This is a genomic window from Vibrio sp. 10N.239.312.C11, from assembly GCF_041466065.1.
Classification (GTDB): Bacteria; Pseudomonadota; Gammaproteobacteria; order Enterobacterales; family Vibrionaceae; genus Vibrio; species Vibrio tasmaniensis_A.
This window is the reverse complement of the sequence record NZ_JBFSRZ010000003.1, coordinates 106,724-129,737: the sequence shown is the minus strand read 5'-3', so window position 1 is coordinate 129,737 and position 23,014 is coordinate 106,724. Positions and strand designations below refer to the sequence as shown.

The following is a 23,014-nucleotide window of genomic DNA, read 5'->3' as shown; positions in this document are numbered from 1 at the left end:
ATTATGCCTATTTATATCCAAGACTGTGGTTTCCACTCCGCATTAGGCTCAAGCGTTGCTGACATTCATGGCTGCCTCAAAGGCGAGCATGAATCAAGCATGGTTGAAGTGAGCGACATGCTAAACGACGGTAAGCCGACGGTTGTTGGTAAGGTCGCAGGTGATTTACCGGAAATTCCATCAGAACAAGCGGAATACGCCACTCGTAACAATCAACTGGCGTTATCGGCTGTTAATCAAATCAAAGACTCTATCGAGCAAGCAAAATCACAATTTGGTGCCGATAGAATTGCTGTAGTTATCGGCACAAGCACCTCGGGAATTTCTGATGGTGAAACGGCATTTAAACACAAACTCGAACATGGCTCTTTCCCCGAAGATTTCCACTATTCCAAACAAGAGCTAGGGAACACCTCTGAGTTTGTTAGTCAATATTGCTCATTAACCGGGCCAAGTTATGCGATCTCGACCGCTTGCTCATCAAGTGGCCGTGTATTTATTACTGCCCAACGTTTGTTAGATTCAGGAATGGCTGATGCTGTGTTGGTTGGAGGTGTCGATACACTATGTAAACTGACACTCAATGGCTTTCATGGTCTTGAAGCGCTATCAACCACACATTGTAAGCCCTTTAGCGCCTCTCGTGATGGCATCAACATCGGAGAAGCTGCGGCATTTATGTTGCTTAGCAAGACAAAACCAACCGCTACCAATACAACTCAAAGCACTTCGAATATAGCCCTATTAGGCTATGGCGACAGCTCCGACGCACACCATATTTCCGCGCCCCATCCAGAAGGGAACGGTGCAGAACAAGCAATGAGAAAGGCGTTAGATTCTGCACAGTTACGAGCAAAAGACATCGGTTATATTAATGCCCATGGCACCGCAACTCCACTCAATGATTCAATGGAAAGCAAAGCCATCCATCGCATTTTTGCAAACAAGGTTCCCGTCAGTTCAACCAAGCCTCTAACAGGACATACTCTTGGAGCGGCAAGTGCGATAGAGGCTGCAATTGCGTGGCATATTCTAAAATATGACTTACCACTCCCCTTACAAAAATGTCAGTATAAAGCTGAAGATATTGAGATTGATTTGGTAAACTGTTCCCAGAAACTTAAAGTAAAGAACATCTTAAGCAACTCGTTCGCTTTTGGTGGCAACAACATTAGCCTGATTTTTGGTGTAGTAAATGACTGATATCCCTTCTGTAGACCAACTTCTCCCACACGATGACCCGATGATATTAATCGATCGAGCTATCAACGTTGAGGCATTGTCGATTCACTGCCAGGTCGATATTGGCGCGCACAACCTATTCTTTGACGTCGAATCTCAAACGGTCCCAGCTTATGTTGGCATCGAGTTTATGGCGCAGTCTGTTGCAGCTTGGTCTGGATACCATGCGCTGAAAAACGGCACTACTCCTCCAATCGGCTTCTTACTCGGTTCTCGTCGCTACAAGTCACTGTGTGATGAATTTACTCAAGGTCAAACCCTTGATATCTATGCTGAACAACTCATGGAAGACAGTGGCATGGCCGTGTTTACCGCCCGAGTCGAAGACCAAGGCGAGTTAGTGGCTCAATGCCAACTCAACGTCTACGTGCCGACCGAACAAAAATTACAAGAAATGAAAACTAGGAGCCCATCATGAGCCGTCAGGTTTTAGTCACTGGTGCCAGTAAAGGCATTGGTAAAGCGATCGCTATTCAACTCGCGAAAGACGGTTTTGAAATCGCCGTTCATTACATGGGTGACAAGCAAGGTGCTGAAGACACATTAAAGTCGATCACTGAGCTCGGTGCTGCAGGACGTCTGATCCAATTTGATATCAGCAATCGCAGCGAATGTCGCGAAACGCTTGAGTCAGATATTGCCGAACACGGCGCTTACTATGGTGTAGTGAATAATGCGGGCATTACTCGTGACACGGCATTCCCAGCTATGACTGAAGAAGAGTGGGATGGTGTTATCCATACCAACCTCGACAGCTTCTACAACGTACTTCACCCGTGCGTGATGCCAATGGTTCAAAAACGCAAAGGCGGTCGAATCGTTACTCTGGCTTCTGTATCCGGCATCATGGGTAACCGCGGTCAAACCAACTATGCCGCAGCAAAATCAGGTGTGATTGGCGCAACTAAGTCTCTGGCTCTAGAGCTCGCAAAACGCAAGATAACGGTAAACTGTGTCGCACCAGGTCTAATCGATACCGGGATGGTTGATGAGCATGTAAAAGAGCATGCGCTGCCTCAAGTTCCATTACGCCGCATGGGTGAACCAGAAGAAGTAGCAGGCCTAGTCAGCTACCTAATGTCGGATATTGCCAGCTACGTAACTCGCCAAGTGATTTCAGTTAATGGAGGCTTAGTATGACCCGCCGCGTTGTTGTAACTGGCATGTCAGGCGTTACCGCTTTTGGCAACGATTGGCAGCACATCGAGCCAAAACTAAAAGCATGTGAAAATGCGACCCAGTACATGCCTAGCTTTGAGCAGTACGATGGCCTCAACACAAAGCTTGCCGCACCTATTGATGACTTCCAACTACCTAAGCACTATAAGCGCAAACAGGTTCGTGGCATGGGCCGCGTGTCTCGCCTAGCAACAGTGGCGACCGAAAATGCACTAGAGCAAGCAGGACTGATTGGCCACGACGTTTTGACTAATGGCGAAACAGGCATTGCCTATGGTTCTTCAACCGGCAGTACTGATGCGGTTGGTGCATTTGGCGTGATGCTTAACGAGAAATCGACACGAGCTATCACCGCAACGACTTACGTTCAGATGATGCCACACACCGCAGCGGTCAACGTCGGGCTATTCTTTGGCTTACGTGGACGTGTGATTCCCACCAGCAGTGCCTGTACTTCAGGTAGCCAAGCGATTGGCTACGCCTATGAAGCAATCAAACACGGTTACCAAACCGTGATGGTTGCCGGTGGTGGTGAAGAGCTATGCCCAACCGAATCTGCCGTTTTTGATACCCTTTTTGCTACCAGTTTAAAAAACGACACGCCAGAAAAATCCCCTAGCCCTTACGACAGTGAGCGCGATGGCCTGGTTATCGGTGAAGGTGCTGGTACGCTTGTTCTTGAAGAGTATGAACATGCGGTTGCTCGCGGTGCAAAGATCTACGCGGAAATCATCGGTTTTGCCAGCAACTGCGATGCCGCCCATGTGACCCAACCTCAAATGGAAACCATGCAAATCTGTATGGAGAAAGCGCTGAAAGATGCACAGCTTCCTGCTGAAAAAATTGGTTACGTTTCGGCGCACGGAACGGCAACAGATAAAGGCGATATTGCAGAAAGTAATGCGACCGCGAACATTTTTGGTGAAGTGCCAATCAGCTCATTAAAAAGCTACTTTGGTCATACGCTTGGAGCGTGTGGTGCCATTGAGGCTTGGTTGAGCCTAGAAATGATGCATTCCGGTTGGTTCAGCCCAACATTGAACCTTGAAAACATCGACGAACGCTGCGGTAAACTCGATTACATTACAGGTTCTGGTCGCGAATTGGATGTTGAATACCTGATGAGCAATAACTTTGCCTTTGGCGGGATCAACACCTCCATCATATTCAAAAAAATCTAGGATAGAGAATGAAAAACTGGCTAGCTGTTGCTGTTGTCGTTTTACTCGCAGGTTGTAGTGCTCCGAAATACTCGGGCAATGCACTTCCAGAAGCAAATAACATTGAAAATATCACTATCGTGGAAGACGTGAAAACTCGCAGTATCTTCCTCGATTCAATGCTCGATTGGTGTCTGAACAATCAGGTCAAATGTAAAGTCGTTGCAGACGGTTCAGAACATAAACCAGAAGATATTACGTTCGATTATGTCTCTCGTTGGAGCTGGGATTTCAGAACCTTTGTTGCAGACGCTAAGATCTCGGCTTATCAAGATCAACAACGCGTAGGCAATGTCGAATTCAAAGCGCCAAACAGCGGAAACTTTTCTAAGTTTGGTGACGATATGGAACGCATCAAAGCAATGATGGATATCTTGTTCGATAAGAAAACAGCCGCGCAAGCGACTCAAATGATTGCTGAAGATAAGCTTTAATCAACCAAGATCAAAACAAATAAAAAGGGTCAGTAACCAAGTTACTGACCCTTTTTTGAATCTAGCATTCGCTCAATTAAGCGTTAGCTTCACGCTCAGCGATGAACTCAAGAGCCATCTTGATACGAGCGATTACGCGCTCTTTACCAACAAGCTCCATCACAGCATCAACAGAAGGAGACTGGCCGCCACCTGTTACTGCTACGCGAAGTGGCATACCGATTTTACCCATGCCGACCTCTAGCTCTTCACATACTGCTGCAATCACACCATCTTTGATGTTTGTAGTAGTGAAATCTTCAAGCGCTTCAACCTTAGCAAGAGCAAGCTCTAGTGGGCCTTTAGCAACACCACGTAGGTGCTTCTTCGCTGCGCCAGCTTCAAACTCAGAGAAATCTTCGTAGAAGTAACGAGACTGTTCAGCAAGTTCGATAAGCGTATTACAACGCTCGCCAACTAGCGTGATCACTTCAGTGATAGCCGGGCCATTTGTTGTATCGATCTTTTGTGCATCTAGGTGCCATTGCAGGTATTTAGCAACGTACTCAGGCTCAGAAGTCTTGATGTAGTGGTTGTTCAACCAAAGTAGCTTATCAGTGTTGAATGCAGAAGCAGACTTGCTGATAGCGTTCAGGCTGAAGAATTCAATCATCTCTTCTTGAGAGAAGATCTCTTGGTCACCGTGAGACCAACCTAAACGAACTAGGTAGTTGTTTAGTGCATTTGGTAGGTAACCTTCGTCGCGGTATTGCATTACAGAAACAGCACCGTGACGCTTAGAAAGTTTCGCACCGTCATCACCAAGAATCATTGCACAGTGAGCGAAAGTTGGAACTGGCGCGCCTAGTGCTTCATAGATGTTGATTTGACGAGGTGTGTTGTTGATGTGGTCTTCACCACGTACAACGTGTGTAATACCCATGTCCCAGTCATCCACTACAACAACGAAGTTGTATGTTGGTGCACCGTCTGTACGACGAATGATTAGGTCATCAAGTTGGCTGTTAGAAATTTCAATGCGACCACGAATTTGGTCATCAAATACTACGCTGCCTTCTTTAGGGTTACGGAAACGGATAACGCACGCATCACCTTCTTTTGCTGCTTCGTTTGCTGCAACAATTTTAGGGTGGTTCGCATCGTAACGAGCCATCTCTTTGTTTTCTTCTTGCTCTGCACGAATTTCGTCAAGCAGCTCTTTAGACGCATAGCATTTGAAAGCTTTGTCTTCAGCAAGTAGCTTATCAACCATTTCATTGTAACGGTCAAAACGCTTAGATTGGTAGTAAGGACCTTCATCCCATTCCATACCCATCCATTGCATGCCTTCTAGAATTGCATCAACCGCTTCTTGAGAGTTACGCTCAAGGTCCGTGTCTTCGATACGCAGAACGAATTCACCACCTTGATTCTTAGCGAATAGCCAAGAGTAAAGTGCAGTACGTGCACCACCAACGTGAAGATAGCCAGTTGGGCTAGGAGCAAAACGAGTTTTAACCGTCATTTAAATACCTTGATTATGTAGGTGATTCTTTTAGTGATTGCCATTACAAAGCCTGCAACAGAAAAATATCACTAAATTTTGGGCGCTATTTTATCACCACCGCTTAAATCTACAATCAGTAGTGAATGATTAATGCGCTGATCTTGTACGAAAGCTATCGTAGAAGGAGCAAACCAATAGCTCAAGCACATGTCAAATGCTCTAAAACGGCAAATTCTCGCCACGCTCGCGATAAACCTCATCTATTCCATCACTCAATATTCCAGCAAATATCAAATTCTTGAATTTATGTTTGACCTTACCCTTACGGGAAGGTTTATGTTAGGCGTAGATGAGAATTGGAGTATCGATATGAACTATTACACAGCTATGCTCAACGGCCTAAATTGCATGGGTTGTGCGAAGAAAGTTCGCACACTGTTTGGCGAATTCGACAACACGACGATCAATGATATATCGCCGACCCACATCGATATTTCTACTCCTTTTAATTACGTTCAACTCAACCAACAGTTAGCGACGCTTGGTTATAGCATGGGCAATAAACTGCACCTTTCGTTATCCGGTCTTAGCTGCGGTAAGTGCGTGAACAAGCTGACACAAGCGCTTGAGCAGACCGAGCAAATCTCAGACCTAGAAGTCAGCAAACATGAATTGTCCTTGGTTACTCTGCTTTCAGAATCCGAGCTTATTGAGCTAATCGAAAGTGTGGGTTATCACGCGGCTCCCTACTCTGAGGTTAATGAGCCTTTATCTAATTCAGAAGACGATAAAAAAACAGCGCCAGTGGAGCAGACACAAGATAAACCTGCTGCTAGCCAATATACCTATCACCTTGTTCTTGAGGGAATGACGTGTGCGAGTTGTGTTTCTTCGGTAGAGAAAGCGCTGAAAAAGAATGAGTTCGTCGACCAAGCTCAGATCAACCTCGCTGAACAGACAGCCTTGGTCTTCACATCTGAAACACGTGACGTCATCGAGAGCGCGCTAATAGAATCGGTGAAAAACGCAGGTTACGGTGCCGAGTTCGTTGACGACGCGGCAACTCAACAACAAAAACAGCAAGAACAACAACTTCGTACCCAAAAAGCTTTCCTAAAGAATTCAGTAAGCGCGCTGCTGATCGGTGCTCCACTGATGGCGTGGGGTCTGTTCGGTGGCAGCATGACCATTGCTACATTTAACGACCAATTGGCTTGGGGATTGGTCGGTGTCGTCTGTTTGGTACTGCTAGCCACTTCAGGACGCAGCTTCTTTACTAACGCTTGGCAATCACTGATGCACAAGCGTGCAACCATGGATACCTTGGTCGCTCTAGGCACTGGCGCCGCGTGGTTCTACTCAATGCTGGTTGTGCTAATTCCATCATGGTTCCCAGAACCATCGCGCCATGTCTATTTTGAAGCGAGCGCCATGATTGTTGGCCTTATATCTTTGGGTCACTACATTGAAGCCAAAGCCAAGGCACGCACCACCAAATCTTTGCAGGCACTGATTAATTTACAACCTCAAAAAGCCGTGGTTATCGTCGATGGTAAAGAACAAACCATCGCCCTCGAAGCTATTCAAGTCGGTATGCAAGTTCGAGTGAAACCGGGAGAAAAAGTCCCTGTCGATGGTGTCGTGGTATCTGGCGAATCTTATATCGATGAATCGATGCTGACTGGCGAACCGCTTCCTAACGTTAAATCGATTAATGATGGCGTTTCAGCAGGTACCATCAATGGTGATGGCAGCCTGATCATTGAAGCCACGGGAATCGGCTCAAGCACCATGTTGGCTCGAATCATTCAGATGGTTCGCCAAGCTCAAAGCAGCAAGCCTGCGATTGCGAAGCTTGCCGACTCTATCTCTGCCGTTTTCGTACCAGTTGTGGTCGCGATCGCAGCCATTGCCGCCCTAGTTTGGTTTTTTGTTGGACCACAACCGAGTGCAAGTTACATGCTCGTGGTATCAACCACTGTACTGATCATCGCCTGTCCATGTGCCTTGGGCTTAGCGACACCGCTCTCTATTACTGTCGGCGTGGGCAAAGCCGCTGAGTTTGGTGTTCTGATCAAGGATGCCGATGTGTTGCAATCTGCAAGCAAAATCGATGCTGTCGTATTTGATAAAACAGGCACCCTAACCCAAGGTAAGCCAACCGTTCAGCAGGCCTTTTATGGCGACTTATCAGAACAAAAACTGCTGGCTTACGCCTATTCGGTAGAGGTAGGCTCAGAACACCCATTAGCGAAAGCCGTTTGCCAATATGCTGAGAGCTTACAAGTTTCAGCGCTCCCCCAAAGCGAATTCGAAAACCAAAGAGGGCTTGGAGTACAGGCAATAATTAGCGGCAAAAACGTTCAAGTAGGCTCACTTAAGTACCTCACCCAACTCGGCATCAATACAGACATTGGCGCGGACTTTATCGAGCTTTGTCGAACACAAGCATGGACACCCATCTTCGTTGTAATCGATCAAAAACTGGAAGGCATATTTGGCATTTCAGACGCGTTAAAAATAGATAGCAAACAAGCCATTACTCAACTAAAATCCGCCGGAATTCACACGGTGCTATTAACGGGCGACAACGACTCTGTGGCTCAAGCAATAGGTAAAAACGTCGGTATCGACGAGGTTATCTCGGAAGTACTACCAGAGCAGAAAGCTCAGCATATTGTTCAGCTTCAACAACAATATAAGAGCGTTGCCATGGTAGGAGACGGTATTAACGATGCACCAGCTCTTGCTCAAGCGGATATAGGAATCGCAATGGGTAGCGGCAGCGATGTGGCGATTGAAAGTGCGCAAATGACGCTGCTGAACTCGTCGCCACTGTCTGTGAGTAATGCGATCGAGCTATCCCAGGCAACCGTGAGAAATATGAAGCAAAACCTGTTTGGTGCCTTCATCTATAACTCGTTAGGTATTCCAATTGCGGCTGGTGTGCTCTACCCATTCTTCGGATTTTTACTTAGCCCTGTCGTTGCAGGCGCTGCGATGGCGATGTCATCAATCACCGTAGTCAGCAATGCCAACAGATTAAGATTGTTCAAACCCACTCATTATAATATCAACAAAAACCATATTCATGAGGTTCACCATGATTCGTAAAGTTATGACTCTTACTGCACTCGCTGCAATTTCAGGACAAGCTCTCGCTACTAATGTACTAAACCATAAGTCTCCATATTGTGGCTGCTGCACAGAATGGACAGAACACATGCAAGACGCAGGTTTCGATGTCACAGAGAAACTCCATGATGACATGAACCCAATCAAGCAGAAGTTAGGAGTAACGCCAGAACTGGCTTCTTGCCATACGGCAGAGATCGACGGTTACGTATTTGAGGGGCACATTCCTGCAGAGGACGTGAAAGCCTTTTTAGAGAACCCACCACGCAATGCGATTGGCTTGGCGGTTCCAGGCATGCCAATGGGCTCTCCGGGCATGGAGTATGGCGATAAGAAAGACGAGTATTCTGTGTATGCGTTTAACGAGAAAGGTCAGGTGTTTGAATACCGTCATTACAACGGAAAATAGAGCGTAATTAGACCTACGAACAGCAATAAAAATAGAGCCTAGCATTAAGCAAACCCAAGACTCTGGTTTACTTACTAGGCTCTTTGCTTTTGGACAGTAAAGCAAATCTTGTCGCGGCACCAACCGGGCTGTTAGTACCACTATGTTTTCGTCGCTAGTTAGCAAAAACTCTATTTAACAAAAAAGCTAATTAGCGAAGAAACTCACTTGGCTAATAATCTAATCGATTAAGCAGCCAAGTGAATCAGCTTAGAAGCCGTAAGATGCACCGAATACGAATGCGTTGTTTGTTTTAGACGCGCCGTTCGCGAAATCAACTCCGTTAGCTTGGCTACGGAATTCGAAGTAAGGTTGAACACCTTGACGAGTCCATGTTGCACGAAGCTCGTGATCCATAGCTTCAGCATCAATCATGTATACGTTGTTGTAGCTAAGCGCTAGGTCTTCGTTTACAGAGTAAGCAATGCGGTTATCCATGCGGTAATCAGTGTCAGCATCTGCAGAAGTGTCATCGATGTGTGCACGAGTACGGTTACTAATAGAGATACCGTTGTCGAAGTTGTAACCAATTTTAACCAGTGGACGGAACTGAATGCTCTCGCCAGCAGAGAAGACATGTTGGTAACCCGCTGCAACCCATAGGTTGTCAGTGATATTGAAAGCTTGCTCACCACCAACAGTGATGAATGCATTTGCTTGACCAGTTGTTGCGTCGCCACCAGTTTCAGCAGCAGTTAGACCTTCAAGGTCGCCAAGTTGGATGCCATCAAACTCAGTGTAAACAGTTAAACCGCCTAGAGAGTTGTCAAACGTGTGGCCAGCTTCTAGAGTCGAAGTCATATCAGAACCGTGGATACGGCCATCGTCGTGAAATTGGATATTACCTGTAACGTAAGATGAACCAGCGAAAGCACTAGAAGCGAAAGCAAGAGAAAGTGCACTTAGAGCGATAATTTTTTTCATAGTAAACTGCCTTAGTTTAAATTTTTCAGCGACATATCTTCGGTATATCATTCACCTTCGCCGCTTGAGTAATTGGTAGCCTCCCTGGCATGAAATCTATCTTGCTCGATTTAATTTACGTTTCAAAATAAAAGGACAAACAGAGTGATCTCTCTCACCATCAAAAAAAGGAAAGTTATTTAACCCAAACAAATCAATAGCTTAAAAACATAAAAATAGATAAAAAAAGAAACCCAATAATCAAAACGGATCAAGATCACGTTATTTCACGGCATAAAATTAGATTCAGTTGTTTCAATCACACCTGATTTATAGTTTTTTATGGCGGACTTATTTTTTTAAGAGAAGAATGAGAAGTGCGTCACTTTTTTGATGAAGCTCACCTTATGTGCATTGTTGACGTTATAAACAAAGGTTATTTCTATATGTTTCAGTTTAACGAATGTACCGAACTTAGTTTGGACGAAAAAAAAGCTCCCACTTTTATCTGAGTAAGATAATAGTTAGGGAGCTCATCTATTAATGTTGCTTATCGATTATTTCACCGAAGTCACTCGACTTACTTTCTCGCCACTTTCAGAGATAGAGCGGATGTAAGTTTCGCCTGAAACCGAAGGACGTTGTTGCTCATCGTACGTTAACCAGTTTTCACCATCCGCTGAGTATTGAAGCTCTACGCCAGGGAATTGAACGTTCATCGCTAGCTTGCCATCAATAACTTTTGCCCCCGGAACTGGTAGTCGGTAATCAATACCCGCTTTCTCAAGCTTAGCCAGTTCACGTTGACCAACAATATTCGCGAAGCGATTAAAGTCGTTGTTTAAAGACTGCTTATTTACTAGGTCGGTATCTTGAGAGTATTCAACGCCCACTTTGTAGTCGTTTTCCCAATCAGCTCTGTGCCATGCGCGCTCTGCTGCTGCAAGTACGCGAGGGAACACCATGTATTCATACTGCTCGTCGGTACGTACTGTTTCAGACCAAAGCTGTGCAGACAAGCCGTAGAAAGGTTTTGCTTCAATCTCGCCTTTACCAGTGAAGCCATTGCCGTCACGGTCTAATGAGGTTTCCGCGTTTTGTGGCATGTTTTCTGGTGCGAAGCCAAACATCTTACGAGTATCCGTTGCACGCGTTGCCCAGTAGTAACCGCGCTCTGCTGCGTCAACTTCGTATGGCATATCCATGTATACGTAATCTGGGTTAGAGACAATCACGTCATAACCTTTCGCTGACCAGTCGTACACTGATGAAGTGCCGCCCCAGTAAAGAACGTCCCAGAAGTTAACGCGAGTAGTTTCAGTAGCGAAGCCAGATTCACCCTCTTCCACATACTTCAAGCCATCTTGCCAAGCTTGGAAGTGAGGAATGCCTTTGTCTGCAACAATTTTTGATACTTCTTTTGCAAAGTAGCCAGGCAGGTGACCAAAATCACTCACTGAACCATCAGCAATCAAAGACTGACATTGTGGAGACTGTTGGAATGGCTTGTCTTGCTTGTCTAGCTCAATGTTACCTTTCCATGCCACTTTGTCTTGAGCATCAACATCTTGAAAGCCTGCGCCTAGCTTGATGTTTTTCGCTTCATCACCACCAAAGTGCCAAGTCGTTAGCGGCATACCCGCTTCATTGTGCATTGCTGCAATTTCAGTAATCACTTTATCAACAAAGCGAGTCGATGATTCCATACATGGGTTGATGAAGCTGTGCTTATCGTAGAACTGAATAGTCGTCACGTTTGAAGTATCTTGTGGATCCATCAAGCGATATTCACTTGCTTCAGCTTCTTTGCCTTCCGCCATTAGGCGAGTGTAACGCGCTTCCATTGATACCACAGCAGAACGAGCGTGTGCTGGCATATCAATTTCTGGAATTACTTCGATGCTGCGCGCTTTTGCGTAGCTTAAGATCTCGACGTAATCCGCTTTACTAAAGAAACCAGAGCCAAAGTTGTCTGTTGTTGGACCTAAACCTAGCTGAGGCAGTAAACAGCTTTGCTCTTCCAAATCAAAACAACGATTAGACCCTACATCCGTTAGCTCTGGTAAACCTGGGATTTCTAAACGCCAACCTTCATCATCAGTTAAGTGAAGGTGAAGTTTATTCATCTTGTATGCAGCCATTTGATCTAGCGTCGCTAGGATGGCATCTTTTGAGTGAAAGTTTCGAGCAACATCCACCATCACACCACGGTAATCAAAGCGTGGTGCATCTTTGATCGACAGTTGTGGTAGTGATTCAGCGTTCTGACTGTCTATTAGGCCAAAAATAGACTGAACTGCGTAGAAAGCACCTGTTTTATCAAACGCTTTAATCGCAATCCCCTCTTCCGAGATGCTTAGTTCATAAGCGCCAGATTTTGCTAAATCACCCGTAAACTGAGTAGGAACAACGGCAACACTAACAGGTAGGTCGCCACTCACATCTACGTTTACCACATCTGCACGTTCTTCAATTGCAGCGAACTGCTCAGCATCGAATGCCTCTTTCGGTAATGCAATACCACCAGCAATGCTCACTGAACCTTCACCCGCTTCTACCGACATTGGGGTTGGTAAAAGCGTTGTTGAAACGTCTTGCGTTGCTAGATCCGCATTCTTTTCGAAACGCGTAACAGCAGTCGCCATGACATTGTTGTCATCAGGTGTACGCTTAAGGTTGTTTCCTTCCAAACCTGTTACGAACGACGCGACATCTTCAGTATTCAATGAAGCAATCATCTTAGGTTCTGCGTTTGGCGCAGTTACGAATGCACCCGGCATAAAGTCAGTTTCAAACAGTTGCCAGTACTCACTCGTTAACGGAAGAATCACTTCTTCACCAGCGGCAAAACCATCGAACTTATCTGTTGGTTCTAGTTTGTGTAGGTCACCTGTTACACGAGTGATTTTAAATTGTTCGTTATCAACATCTAAAATAAGGCGAATACTATGGAAGTAGATAGTCCAATCTTTCGAATCAATCGCTTCACCGTCATTGGTCAGAGTCATGTTCACTTTATTACATGACGCCCACTCAGCACCTAGGTCCTGACAAGCCATGCCTTCATTCGCACCGTGATTGGTTAGAATTTCATATTGCACATCAAGGTTATCAGCCAGTGCATTAACCACCTGTTGCTCAGGTGCTTGCGTTACAGCACAACCCGTCAAACCAGCCAGTACCGCTACAGATAGTAAGTTTCTCTTCAACATCGTATTCACCCATAAATTTAAAATTGAGTCAGAAGCAAAGTGGAGCGCTTCGAAAGTTAGATAAACTATATGGGCTTATTTTTTGCCGTGAATTAAATCAGGTTAATAAAGTGATCAGCTTCAAATCTCAAAAACACTGATAAAATTAATTATATTAAAATCATTAAGTTACAACCTACGGCACTTCCGTCATTTTTATTTTGACGTAAAAACTGAGAATTGAATCACAATCTTTTTAAAGGATTTCATAAAATCGTGTTGTTGGTAGGGAGAAAGGTTTAAGAGTTTATTCGTGTTGTTATACTTTTCGTACAAACAACGTGACATCGTTCTCAAAAAAAACCGTTAAAAAACGCCGTCAAAATCAATTTTAACGAGTTCATATCTTTTAATAGGAGCTTTCCTTGCGCACATTTTTGTACGTAACTTTATTCGTTCTCGCATTTTCAGCCAAACAAGCTGCGGCCGAGCCTCTTTATTGGCAAGCCAAAAAGGATGATCTGACGCTTACTATCTTAGGTTCTGTGCACGTTGGGGATAAAAGTATGTACCCACTTCCTTCGGCAATCACCGACGCGCTAAAAAACAGTGATGGCTTAGTTATCGAAACGGATATAAGAAAGACAGAGGGTGTCGTTTATCCGACGACCAAAGTGACCACCGCTGATGTATTAAACAAACAACAAAAACAATTATTAACCGACATATCAAAATCATTGGGTATGCCAACGCAACAACTGCTTAACTCACCGCCTTGGGCAACCTCTCTATCGATACAGATGCAGCAGTTAAAAAAACTTGGTTATGGCTCCGCCGGCGGCGTTGATGCGACGCTAGCTTACAAAGCGACTATCCAAGATGTTCCCGTTATCAGCTTAGAGCCGCTTCAATTCCAAATAGACCTGATGACAAAACAAAAGGACGACGGTAAGGAGTGGTTAGTCAGTAGCCTTGAAGAGTTTGACCAAACTGATCGTGTGGTTCATTGCTTAATCGAAAGTTGGAAAGCGGGTGATTTAGCGAAGCTGGAAGCTTTCGCAGAGCTGTCTGAGATGTCACCTGAACTAGAGAAAGCATTTTTAACCGATCGCAATATAGACTGGGCAAACAAACTATCCGCCAATGATTGGAAACTTGACTCGAAAGAGAGCTACTTAATTGTGGTTGGCGCCTTGCACCTAATAGGAGAAGGTAACTTATTGCAGTTGTTAGAAGAGAAAGGTTTCAATGTCACTCAACAATCACAAAGCCAACAGGCCCGGTGTCAATTTGAGACTAGTGACGACAACTAACTAAATTCGATACCATGACCTTCTCATAATATAACCATTACCTAATAACTGAATCATTACACTTAATCGCACCATAACGGTGTTATTATCTTTCGCTCTTTTTATATACGGTGTTGTTCTCATGAAACTAGTACTCTTTGCTTTACCTTTAGCCCTAGCGATCCTCATGCCTACGGTAGTGACGGCTAAAGAAACTTGTACCATCGAACAGTTTCAGGCGATAGACATTCAACCGGATACAAAAGGCGGTGTGTTAGATAAAGAAAGCGGCCAGTTTCTGATCACTGAGAAGCCACCGATGCGCTGCGCCAATATTACGTTCATTACATCGACGACACGCAACCGTATCGCGAGCCAAATGAATAGAAAATTTGAAGCGAGCTTTTACGATGGCCAAACGAGTAACTCTCACTCGGTGACGTTTAATGAAGATGAAATACAGGCGGGTTACATTCGAATTGGTCGAAATAACCCTGTTGAAGCGTATGTTTGCTTTGTTACTTCAGAGACGCCAATCAAGAACATCACGTGTGATGTGAAGTAAACAGATTTTCGGCTGGCTTATTGAGTCAATCCTTTCTCTATGCGGGATGTTTAGAACAACAAGAGATTTCCGACTCACTCCTTCGTCGCTCTAGGGAATGACACATATACCAAAATGCAAAAAAGCCGTAGCCCCCTCTATTACGAGAGTGCTACGGCTTTCTTCAATGTGGCAGTGAAGATCTTATTTTGAACATCAGGCGAACCCGTTGACCAAGTGATTATCTTTATCCTGAAATGCAAAAAAGCCGTAGCATTTCTGCTACGGCCTTCTTTAATGTGGTCGGTGAAGAGGGATTCGAACCCCCGACCCTCTGGTCCCAAACCAGATGCGCTACCAAGCTGCGCTATTCACCGAGATATCTAACTGGCTGATTGCCTGTCGATGAAGCGTATAATACGGATTCTGAGTTTATCCGCAAGGGCTTTTTTCACTCTTTTTTACAATATCGAATCGTTCGAACAAAAGACGTACAAGTGAAATGCCAATGTGACGAAAAACACACAGTTACCAACAAGTATTTAACTTATGAAACAGGATTGATCCAGATCAGTGAATTGATAACACCAGTTAATACACTAACTCGTGTCATATAACTTTGAGGTATACACATGGACTTTTGGCTAGAACTCCTATTTGGTAATGCGGTGGGGCTATCTTCAATGATAGTAATATTCGGGGCTCTGGGTCTCATGATGTTCTATGGAGGCTTCTTCATCTACAAAGTTATGACTGAAAAATCTCCTCACTAGAATCGCTCAGCCTAAATCATCTACTTTTAAGTATCATTTTCTTTAGGTAGATGTAAAAACGCTTTGCACCGGAGCCGACTTATTGTCTTCTCCGGTTTTTTCATTTTTAAACCCGGCCTCAACTTAGGTATACTTACCTTATCCTTATCCAACTTGAGATACACACTATGTCTCATGATGACGACTTAGATCTATTCCAAGAAATGATGGGCGATGTTAAACGTATCGACCATAACACCGCCGAACACCAGAAAGTACACCGAGTCACAGAATCTCACCTTGCTAAGCGTGAAGCCGCTATGTGGCTGTCTGACGACGAGAAAGACTACTTATCATTAGACTACTCTCCAATGATCAAACCTGACGATGTCATTGCTTATAAGAAAGATGGTGTACAAGAAGGCGTATACAAAAAGCTGCGCTTGGGCAAGTATCCAATTCAAGCCAAACTCGACCTTCACAGGAAAACACTGAAAGACGCTCGTAACGAAGTACTCTCATTTTTACGCCAGTGTTTAAGAATGGATGTTCGCACCGTTATCATTGTCCACGGTAAAGGTGAGCGTTCGAATCCACCAGCAATGATGAAAAGCTACGTGGCAAATTGGCTAACACAAATTAACGATGTTCAATGTGTTCATTCAGCTCAGCAATTTCACGGTGGTACAGGCGCGGTCTATGTCATGCTCAGAAAGAGTAATGACAAAAAACTAGAAAACAGAGAGCGCCATCAAAAGCGCAGCAGTTGATAAGTTGAGATTGATAAGTAAGTTGATAGGTGTCTTGCATCAAGAGCGATATTTCGTGCCTAGACTCACACCAAGTGCTAAAATTGTCCTCAGTTAACGAATCCCAACTCAAAGCAACTATCCAAAGGTTGCTTTTTGTTTATCTATATTTCCGTTGTGAAACGCTAAGAGAATATCATGTCACAAGAATCCCAAGCTAAACGCCTTAATAAATACATCAGTGAAACTGGTTTTTGCTCACGCCGTGAAGCCGACAAACTCATTGATGCAGGCCGAGTTACTATTAACGGTAAGATCCCTGAAATGGGTACTAAAGTCTTGCCCGGTGATGATGTTGAGATCGACAATAAACCTGTTCGCTCAAAAGAGAAGCCGATCTACATTGCTCTTAATAAACCAACAGGCATTACCTGTACTACTGAGCGTGATATTCCAGGCAACATCGTCGACTTTATCGGCCACCACAAGCGTATCTTCCCAATTGGTCGCCTAGATAAACCCTCTGACGGCCTTATCTTCTTGACCAACGATGGCGACATCGTCAATAAGATTCTGCGTGCAGGTAACAATCACGAAAAAGAGTACGTGGTTCGTGTAGATAAGCCGATTACTACTGAGTTCTTGAAGCAAATGGGCGCTGGCGTTCATATTCTCGATACTGTTACCTTGCCATGTAAGGTAGAGAAAGAGACCAAGTTCTCGTTTCGCATCACATTAACGCAAGGCCTTAACCGTCAGATTCGCCGTATGTGTGAAGCGCTCGGTTACGAAGTATTTAAGCTACGCCGTGTTCGTATTATGAACATCTCATTAGACGGTATTCCTAACGGAAAATGGCGCTACCTGAGCGACGAAGAGATTACTGAAATCTTGGCGATGTGTGAAGGCTCAGTAAGTACTGAAGATGCGTCAAAAATGAACGCGAAAGGTCAACGCATTCGTAAAGCGACTGACGCGAAACTTTTTGATAGCCGTGAAGAGAACCAAACTTCAACAGCGCGCCGTAATCAAAACGAGAACCGTACTCGCACTTATCGCGGTAACAATGCGGATGAATTCCGTCATGCGCCTAACTCAAAGCGTGGCCGTAACTCATCGAACGGTGAAAGCGGTGGCGGTGGCAATACCGAGAACTGGAAATCAAACTCTCGTTCAGAGCGTTCTAATTCAGATAAAAACCGTTCGGATCGCAATCGCACAGATCGCGACAATAACGAACGTAGAAGCGGTAAACCGACAAACCGCAGTCCAGATTCAAACAGACCGAACAAGCCTGTAACGAAACGTGTTGGTGGTACTTTAGGTTTGAAAAAGTAGTCAGAACCCTTTCAAACGGGACTGTCGATAAAGAAACGCCCGCTAGATTAGTCTAGCGGGCGTTTTATTTATGATCATGTACGTTTATCGTTATGGAAAGCACAAGCTACAGGCATAGTTCAGCAAACTGACCACGCGTAAGTAGTACTAAGTCTTTCGGATCTAGCTCGATCTCTAACCCTCTCTTCCCTGCACTCACACATATCGTTTCAAAATCGGTAGCACTGAAATGAACAAAGGTAGGCAATGCTTTTTTCTGACCAAGAGGACTGATTCCTCCCACCACATAACCTGTCGTTTTCTGAGCAATATCTGGATCAGCCATCTCTGCTTTTTTACCTTTCGCCGCTTTTGCTGCAAACTTTAGATTTAGCTTCTTATCGACGGGAATAACGGCAACCGCCAAATCTTTCGCCACACCATTCAAGCTGAACAAAAGCGTTTTGAATACACGTTTGGGATCTTGACCAAGCGCTTCGACAGCCTCTAATCCATAATTCGTGTTATTTGTATCATGATGATACTGATGCACACTGTGAGCGATTTTCTTTTTCTTGGCGAGATTGATTGCAGGGGTCATAACAAATCCAAACGATAGATAAACAAAAAGCGACGCCGAGGCGTCGCTTTAGTTAAATTTATCATGGTGCTAGAGTCAATCTAATTTAGCACCTAATGATTCAATTAACTGGATTCAATTACTTGTAAACCATTTGACCTGAAGGCGCGTACTTGTTCACATCAACAGGGCTGTTTGCTTCTAGGTACTCTTTTAGTACTTCAGCGTCAACAAAACCTGTGTTCACAAAGCCAGGGTGATCAGACAGTTTAGGGTAACCGTCACCGCCAGCAGCGTTAAAGCTTGGTACCGTAAAGCGGTATGTTTCATCTAAACGAAGCTGCTTGCCACCGATGAAGACATTCGATACTTCACCGTCAGCGACAGTCATAGAAATACCTGCAAACTGTGCATAAGCACCTGAATCAACAGGTTTAGTCGCCACTACGTTTAGGTAATCTAGAACTTCTTTACCAGTCATATCAGTGTAAGTCAGGATGTTTGCAAAAGGCTGTACTGTTAGTACATCTTTGTACGTCACATCGCCGGCTTCAATTGAGTCACGAACGCCGCCGGAGTTCATCACAGCGAAGTCTGCTTTTGCACGCTCCATGTGAGAAGTCGCAATCAAACGACCCAGGTTAGTTTGTTGGAAGCGAACTACGTTGCGGTCACCTTCAAGCTTGCCATTTGTCTCAGCGATTTGAACTTCTAACTGAGCTTGGCCCTGTTCTTGGAAAGGACGTAGGAATTCAAGCAGCTCTGGATCTTGTGCGATTTCATCTTGAATAAGAACGCGTTGCTTCTTGCCGTCAATCTTAACTTTCTTCTTAAGGTTAACGGGAACCAAGTCGTAGCTCACCATCTCTAGTTCGCCGTTACGGAATTCGTAATCAGCACGGCCTACGTACTTGCCCCACTCGTGAGCTTGAACGATGTAAGTACCGTTTTGAACGTCTGGTTTACACTCATCACCCGGCTTGAAGTTTTGCTTCGCAACGTTAGGGCCTTCCATACATACAGGCTCTTGAGAGTGACCACCAACGATCATATCTAGATCGCCTTCATTTAGGTAACGAGCTAGTGCTACATCACCCGGAGCATTAACACCACGCTGACCATTTTCGTAGTGACCCATGTGAGTCACAGCGAAGATTAGGTCTGGTTTTTCTGTTTCTTTAAGTTCAGCGATCAGTTTCTTCGCTTCTTCTTTAGGATCACGAAAATCGATACCAGCAATAAATTCTGGGTTACCAATTTTCGCAGTATCTTCAGTCGTTAGACCGATAACAGCAATCTTGATACCTTGCTTTTCAAACATCTCGTAAGCTTGGAATTTACGCTCGCCTGTCGCTTTGTCGTAGATGTTTGCAGATAGCATTGGGAAGTTTGCCCAGTCGATCTGTTTTTGCAGTACGTCTAGTGAGTTATCGAACTCGTGGTTACCTAATGCCATTGCATCGTAACCAATTTTATTCATACCTTTAAAATCAGGTTCTGCATCCTGAAGGTCTGACTCTGGTACACCAGTGTTGATGTCACCGCCAGATAGAAGCAACACGCTACCGCCTTCTGCTTCAACTTCTGCACGAAGTTGGTCAACAAGCGTTTTACGTGCAGACATGCCGTATTCGCCGTATTTGTTCTGCCAAAAACGACCATGGTTGTCGTTCGTATGCAGGATAGTTAGCTTATAAGTTTCGTCTTGGTTCCAATCATGAGCTGATTGAGACGCACATCCAGCCAAAGTAGCTAGGATTGCAGCACTTAGTGCTGTCTTTAGAATAAGGCGTTGCTTCATTGTCATACCTTTGAACTTTTTAGGGGAATCCACTGCTTTCTATAATCCATTGCGACTCCTTGTCTGGAGTTCGAACAATAAGACTTCAACATGACTAATCTTAAATTAACATTCTAAATGTAACACGACGATTTCATATTTATGTCGAATTGGTCACGCATAGATCAACAGTTAAGTGTAACAAAATTATGAGATTACACTCAAACTTCCCCTGCATCACAGGCAATCGTTTACTTATAAAGTGTGATGAACGTCAGCAATTCACTACAAACAGGACAGACCTCACACACCTATACCGCTTTCTTAGGGAATCAGAGGCTCTGTTAACAAGGATTTAATCGCCTATCGTAGATTGACGCACTGCAAAACAAGTTCGTGAACAACCAGACAGCTTAGTCATAGCCCAAATAGGCCGAGGCTTCGGTGAACTAAACGGATGTTCCATTAAAAAACGCCCAACTCTAAGAGTTGGGCGTTTGTCTATTACAATCAAATAACGAGTTAATACTAGTGACTTAACATCAGATAAAACTATTTGATTTCGATGTGCTCGAAGCCTTTGATAAGGTCATCAAGTGCTTTCATCTGCTTCAAGAACGGCTCTAGCTTATCTAGTGGTAACGCTGATGGGCCATCACAACGCGCTTGATCTGGGTTCGGGTGTGCCTCAAGGAATAGACCAGCAATTCCAGTAGCAATACCCGCTTTAGCAAGCTCAACAGTTTGCTCACGACGACCGCCAGATGCAGCACCTGAAGGGTCACGCATTTGAAGCGCGTGAGTCACATCAAAGATGATTGGGCTGCCGTTTGATGATTTTTTCATTACACCAAAACCAAGCATATCAACAACTAAGTTGTCATACCCCATGCAAGAACCACGTTCACAAAGAATGATGTTGTCGTTGCCGCACTCAGCAAACTTATCAACGATATTACCCACTTGATCTGGGCTCATGAACTGAGGCTTCTTCACATTGATAACCGCGCCAGTCTTAGCCATTGCTTCAACAAGATCAGTTTGACGAGCAAGGAACGCTGGAAGCTGGATTACATCAACCACATCAGCAACAGGCTGAGCTTGCGCTTCAGTGTGAATATCAGTGATGATCTTCACGCCAAAGGTATCTTTCAGCTCTTGGAAAATTTTAAGACCTTCTTCCATGCCAGGACCACGGTATGAGTGAACTGAGCTACGGTTTGCTTTGTCGAAAGACGCCTTAAATACATAAGGGATACCCAGCTTCTCTGTTACTTTCACGTAGTGCTCACAGATCTGCATAGCTAGATCGCGAGATTCAAGAACGTTCATGCCTGCAAATAGCGTAAATGGCTTGTCGTTAGCAATTGGCATGTCACCAATGTGAACTGTTTTCTGTTCCATCATATTCTCTCTAAATAATTATTAATTAGTGAACAACCACTGTCTTTTCGTTCATGACGTTCACTTGAGATTTCAGTAACTCAGATGCAGGGTCATCTGGGCATTGGTCGATAAAGTATTGGTAATCCGTTGCTGCAACTTGATGACAGTCTAGCTGCTGATAAATAAAGCCACGGTCACGGATTTCGTACGGATCATCCGGTACAAACGTTAACGCAAGATCGGTACACTTCAATGCAAGCGTATAACGCTCTTCTCGCAGTAATGCACTCTTAAGCAACGCTAGCCACTTACCAATAATCGTTGGGTGGTCGGCAACCTCTAAGTGCTCCGCTTTCACCTTAGCGAGTGGGCCATCATGTCCGATTAACCAAGCTCGTAAAGTTTGCACGCCAACATACTCGCCGTTGTATGGGTTAATGTATACAGCAGCTTGCCCGAACCAACTCACTTTAAGTAAGAATTGAGTTGGGAAAGATACGCCTTCAACAGGGAAGCCTAGCTTGCGACCAAGAAAAAGGAAGATTGCCCCAAGACTGACAGGGATGCCTTTCTTTCTCTCGAGCACTTTATCGATAAACGCGTTTTCCGAAGAAAAATACGCATCTTTATCCCCAGCAAAACCCCACTCATAAAAGAATAGTCGAATAAAGGATTCAAACTTCTGCTGTTCATCCGTTTCGTTAACCAAAGCAAACTCGGCGTCTTTTAACAATCTCGCCAACTCTTGTTCTGCCCAACTGTCTTGAGTTTCTGGGTTAATCGCTTTATTTAAGATCAATGCACCTTCAGCTAACTCTAGCTGGTCAAAGTCTTCATCAAAAAATTCGTACATAGGTAGTTAACCGAAATAAGGAGATAATTAACCGAAAAATGTTGGTGTCTTCGTCATTGCAATTTTACCTGCCATCGCTAACCAGCCAAGCGCACCAAAGAAAGAGAACACTCTCAGTAGCTTGTTTTTACCTAGCTTAAGCGCAAAGAAACCCAATGCGATGTAAGCCATAACACAGGTTAGTTTTTCGGTTAACCAGGGTGCTGCTGGTGTAAATGGAATAAAGCCAGTGATAAAAATCAAACCAATACCCGATAGCAGCAGCAACGAGTCATTGATATGAGGGAAACGCTGCAAGAAAGGATGCTTAAGCTTTGGTGAGTTAACCATCATCAGAGCGAAACGAATCGAAAGAAGTAGCGCGCTTATAGCAATCGTTAGTAGGTGAAAATGTTTTAAACCTTCGTACATGGTATTCCTTTATATTTTTTATATGTGCTTTCGTTAACACGAGCCAAACAATACCCGTTAATGCCCTGTATTTCTGCGTTAATTCTCTGTATTTCCGCGTTAAGTGCATTAT

20 protein-coding genes and 1 tRNA gene are annotated in these 23,014 nt (G+C 44.5%); 12 read left to right on the top strand and 9 right to left on the bottom strand.

All coding sequences use genetic code 11. From position 1 onward, the window contains the following. Positions 1–3: 3 nt before the first annotated feature. The 5 genes from AB6D07_RS02625 to AB6D07_RS02605 are packed head-to-tail and all read left to right on the top strand — an operon-like array spanning position 4 to position 4,075. Complete coding sequence (locus AB6D07_RS02625) at positions 4–1,203, top strand: beta-ketoacyl-[acyl-carrier-protein] synthase family protein (RefSeq protein ID WP_017103979.1); 1,200 nt, start codon at positions 4–6, stop codon at positions 1,201–1,203. Then, positions 1,196–1,660, top strand: a complete 465-nt coding sequence (locus tag AB6D07_RS02620; RefSeq protein WP_017103978.1) for a hotdog family protein — start codon at positions 1,196–1,198, stop codon at positions 1,658–1,660. The genes AB6D07_RS02625 and AB6D07_RS02620 overlap by 8 nt, the downstream gene beginning before the upstream one ends. Continuing rightward, positions 1,657–2,382, top strand: a complete 726-nt coding sequence (locus tag AB6D07_RS02615) for a 3-ketoacyl-ACP reductase FabG2 (RefSeq protein WP_017103977.1) — start codon at positions 1,657–1,659, stop codon at positions 2,380–2,382. The genes AB6D07_RS02620 and AB6D07_RS02615 overlap by 4 nt, the downstream gene beginning before the upstream one ends. Then, positions 2,379–3,602, top strand: coding sequence for a beta-ketoacyl-ACP synthase (locus AB6D07_RS02610; RefSeq protein ID WP_017099147.1), 1,224 nt, complete (start codon positions 2,379–2,381; stop codon positions 3,600–3,602). Before AB6D07_RS02615 ends, AB6D07_RS02610 begins: the two co-directional genes overlap by 4 nt. An 8-nt stretch (positions 3,603–3,610) precedes the next feature. Then, positions 3,611–4,075: an Sbal_3080 family lipoprotein gene (locus AB6D07_RS02605; RefSeq protein WP_017103976.1), complete on the top strand. Its 465-nt coding sequence runs from the start codon at positions 3,611–3,613 to the stop codon at positions 4,073–4,075. Positions 4,076–4,151: 76 nt separating this feature from the next. On the opposite strand, the gene gltX is transcribed toward AB6D07_RS02605, so the two are convergent. Continuing rightward, entirely contained in the window at positions 4,152–5,579 is a 1,428-nt protein-coding gene (gltX, locus tag AB6D07_RS02600) for a glutamate--tRNA ligase (RefSeq protein ID WP_017099633.1), read from the bottom strand. Positions 5,580–5,897: 318 nt separating this feature from the next. Here gltX and AB6D07_RS02595 point away from each other — a divergent pair, with 318 nt between their 5' ends. Next, positions 5,898–8,675, top strand: coding sequence for a copper-translocating P-type ATPase (locus AB6D07_RS02595; RefSeq protein WP_029223114.1), 2,778 nt, complete (start codon positions 5,898–5,900; stop codon positions 8,673–8,675). Then, a complete protein-coding gene (locus AB6D07_RS02590) occupies positions 8,665–9,105 on the top strand; it encodes a DUF411 domain-containing protein (protein ID WP_029223113.1) in 441 nt (146 codons plus the stop codon). Before AB6D07_RS02595 ends, AB6D07_RS02590 begins: the two co-directional genes overlap by 11 nt. A 249-nt stretch (positions 9,106–9,354) precedes the next feature. Here the strand turns inward: AB6D07_RS02590 and AB6D07_RS02585 are convergent, their stop codons facing one another. Both AB6D07_RS02585 and AB6D07_RS02580 read right to left on the bottom strand, forming a co-directional pair. Then, positions 9,355–10,068 (bottom strand): oligogalacturonate-specific porin KdgM family protein, encoded by a 714-nt coding sequence (locus AB6D07_RS02585; protein ID WP_009848608.1) that lies wholly within the window; start codon positions 10,066–10,068, stop codon positions 9,355–9,357. Between the two features lie 536 nt (positions 10,069–10,604). Continuing rightward, positions 10,605–13,259 carry a beta-N-acetylhexosaminidase gene (locus AB6D07_RS02580; RefSeq protein ID WP_372092055.1) on the bottom strand — a complete coding sequence of 885 codons (2,655 nt, stop codon included), beginning with the start codon at positions 13,257–13,259 and terminating at the stop codon, positions 10,605–10,607. A gap of 404 nt (positions 13,260–13,663) precedes the next feature. Here AB6D07_RS02580 and AB6D07_RS02575 point away from each other — a divergent pair, with 404 nt between their 5' ends. Together AB6D07_RS02575 and AB6D07_RS02570 are read left to right on the top strand one after the other, a co-directional pair. Beyond that, entirely contained in the window at positions 13,664–14,551 is an 888-nt protein-coding gene (locus AB6D07_RS02575) for a TraB/GumN family protein (RefSeq protein WP_017103973.1), read from the top strand. A gap of 121 nt (positions 14,552–14,672) precedes the next feature. Further along, positions 14,673–15,095, top strand: a complete 423-nt coding sequence (locus AB6D07_RS02570; protein ID WP_017103972.1) for a hypothetical protein — start codon at positions 14,673–14,675, stop codon at positions 15,093–15,095. Between the two features lie 279 nt (positions 15,096–15,374). On the opposite strand, the gene AB6D07_RS02565 is transcribed toward AB6D07_RS02570, so the two are convergent. Next, positions 15,375–15,451 (bottom strand) — tRNA-Pro (locus tag AB6D07_RS02565). A 255-nt stretch (positions 15,452–15,706) separates the two neighbouring features. Here AB6D07_RS02565 and AB6D07_RS02560 point away from each other — a divergent pair. The 3 genes from AB6D07_RS02560 (at position 15,707) to rluF (ending at position 17,913) form a co-directional block, all read left to right on the top strand. After that, on the top strand, positions 15,707–15,847 hold the full coding sequence (locus AB6D07_RS02560) for a DUF3149 domain-containing protein (protein ID WP_004736246.1): 141 nt from the start codon (positions 15,707–15,709) through the stop codon (positions 15,845–15,847). A 167-nt stretch (positions 15,848–16,014) separates the two neighbouring features. Next, positions 16,015–16,596, top strand: a complete 582-nt coding sequence (gene smrA, locus AB6D07_RS02555; RefSeq protein WP_017103971.1) for a DNA endonuclease SmrA — start codon at positions 16,015–16,017, stop codon at positions 16,594–16,596. A 177-nt stretch (positions 16,597–16,773) separates the two neighbouring features. After that, entirely contained in the window at positions 16,774–17,913 is a 1,140-nt protein-coding gene (gene rluF / locus AB6D07_RS02550; protein WP_017103970.1) for a 23S rRNA pseudouridine(2604) synthase RluF, read from the top strand. A gap of 106 nt (positions 17,914–18,019) precedes the next feature. Here rluF and ybaK read toward each other — a convergent pair whose 3' ends face one another. From ybaK to AB6D07_RS02525, 5 genes are all read right to left on the bottom strand, one after another. Continuing rightward, entirely contained in the window at positions 18,020–18,493 is a 474-nt protein-coding gene (ybaK, locus tag AB6D07_RS02545; protein WP_017103969.1) for a Cys-tRNA(Pro) deacylase, read from the bottom strand. 118 nt (positions 18,494–18,611) lie between these two features. After that, entirely contained in the window at positions 18,612–20,273 is a 1,662-nt protein-coding gene (gene ushA, locus AB6D07_RS02540; RefSeq protein ID WP_029223112.1) for a bifunctional UDP-sugar hydrolase/5'-nucleotidase UshA, read from the bottom strand. Between the two features lie 531 nt (positions 20,274–20,804). Then, positions 20,805–21,659 (bottom strand): 3-deoxy-8-phosphooctulonate synthase, encoded by an 855-nt coding sequence (gene kdsA / locus AB6D07_RS02535; protein ID WP_017103968.1) that lies wholly within the window; start codon positions 21,657–21,659, stop codon positions 20,805–20,807. Between the two features lie 22 nt (positions 21,660–21,681). Further along, entirely contained in the window at positions 21,682–22,491 is an 810-nt protein-coding gene (locus AB6D07_RS02530) for a SirB1 family protein (protein ID WP_017103967.1), read from the bottom strand. Positions 22,492–22,518: 27 nt separating this feature from the next. Further along, positions 22,519–22,902, bottom strand: a complete 384-nt coding sequence (locus AB6D07_RS02525) for a SirB2 family protein (protein WP_004736238.1) — start codon at positions 22,900–22,902, stop codon at positions 22,519–22,521. Between the last annotated feature and the right edge of the window lie 112 nt (positions 22,903–23,014).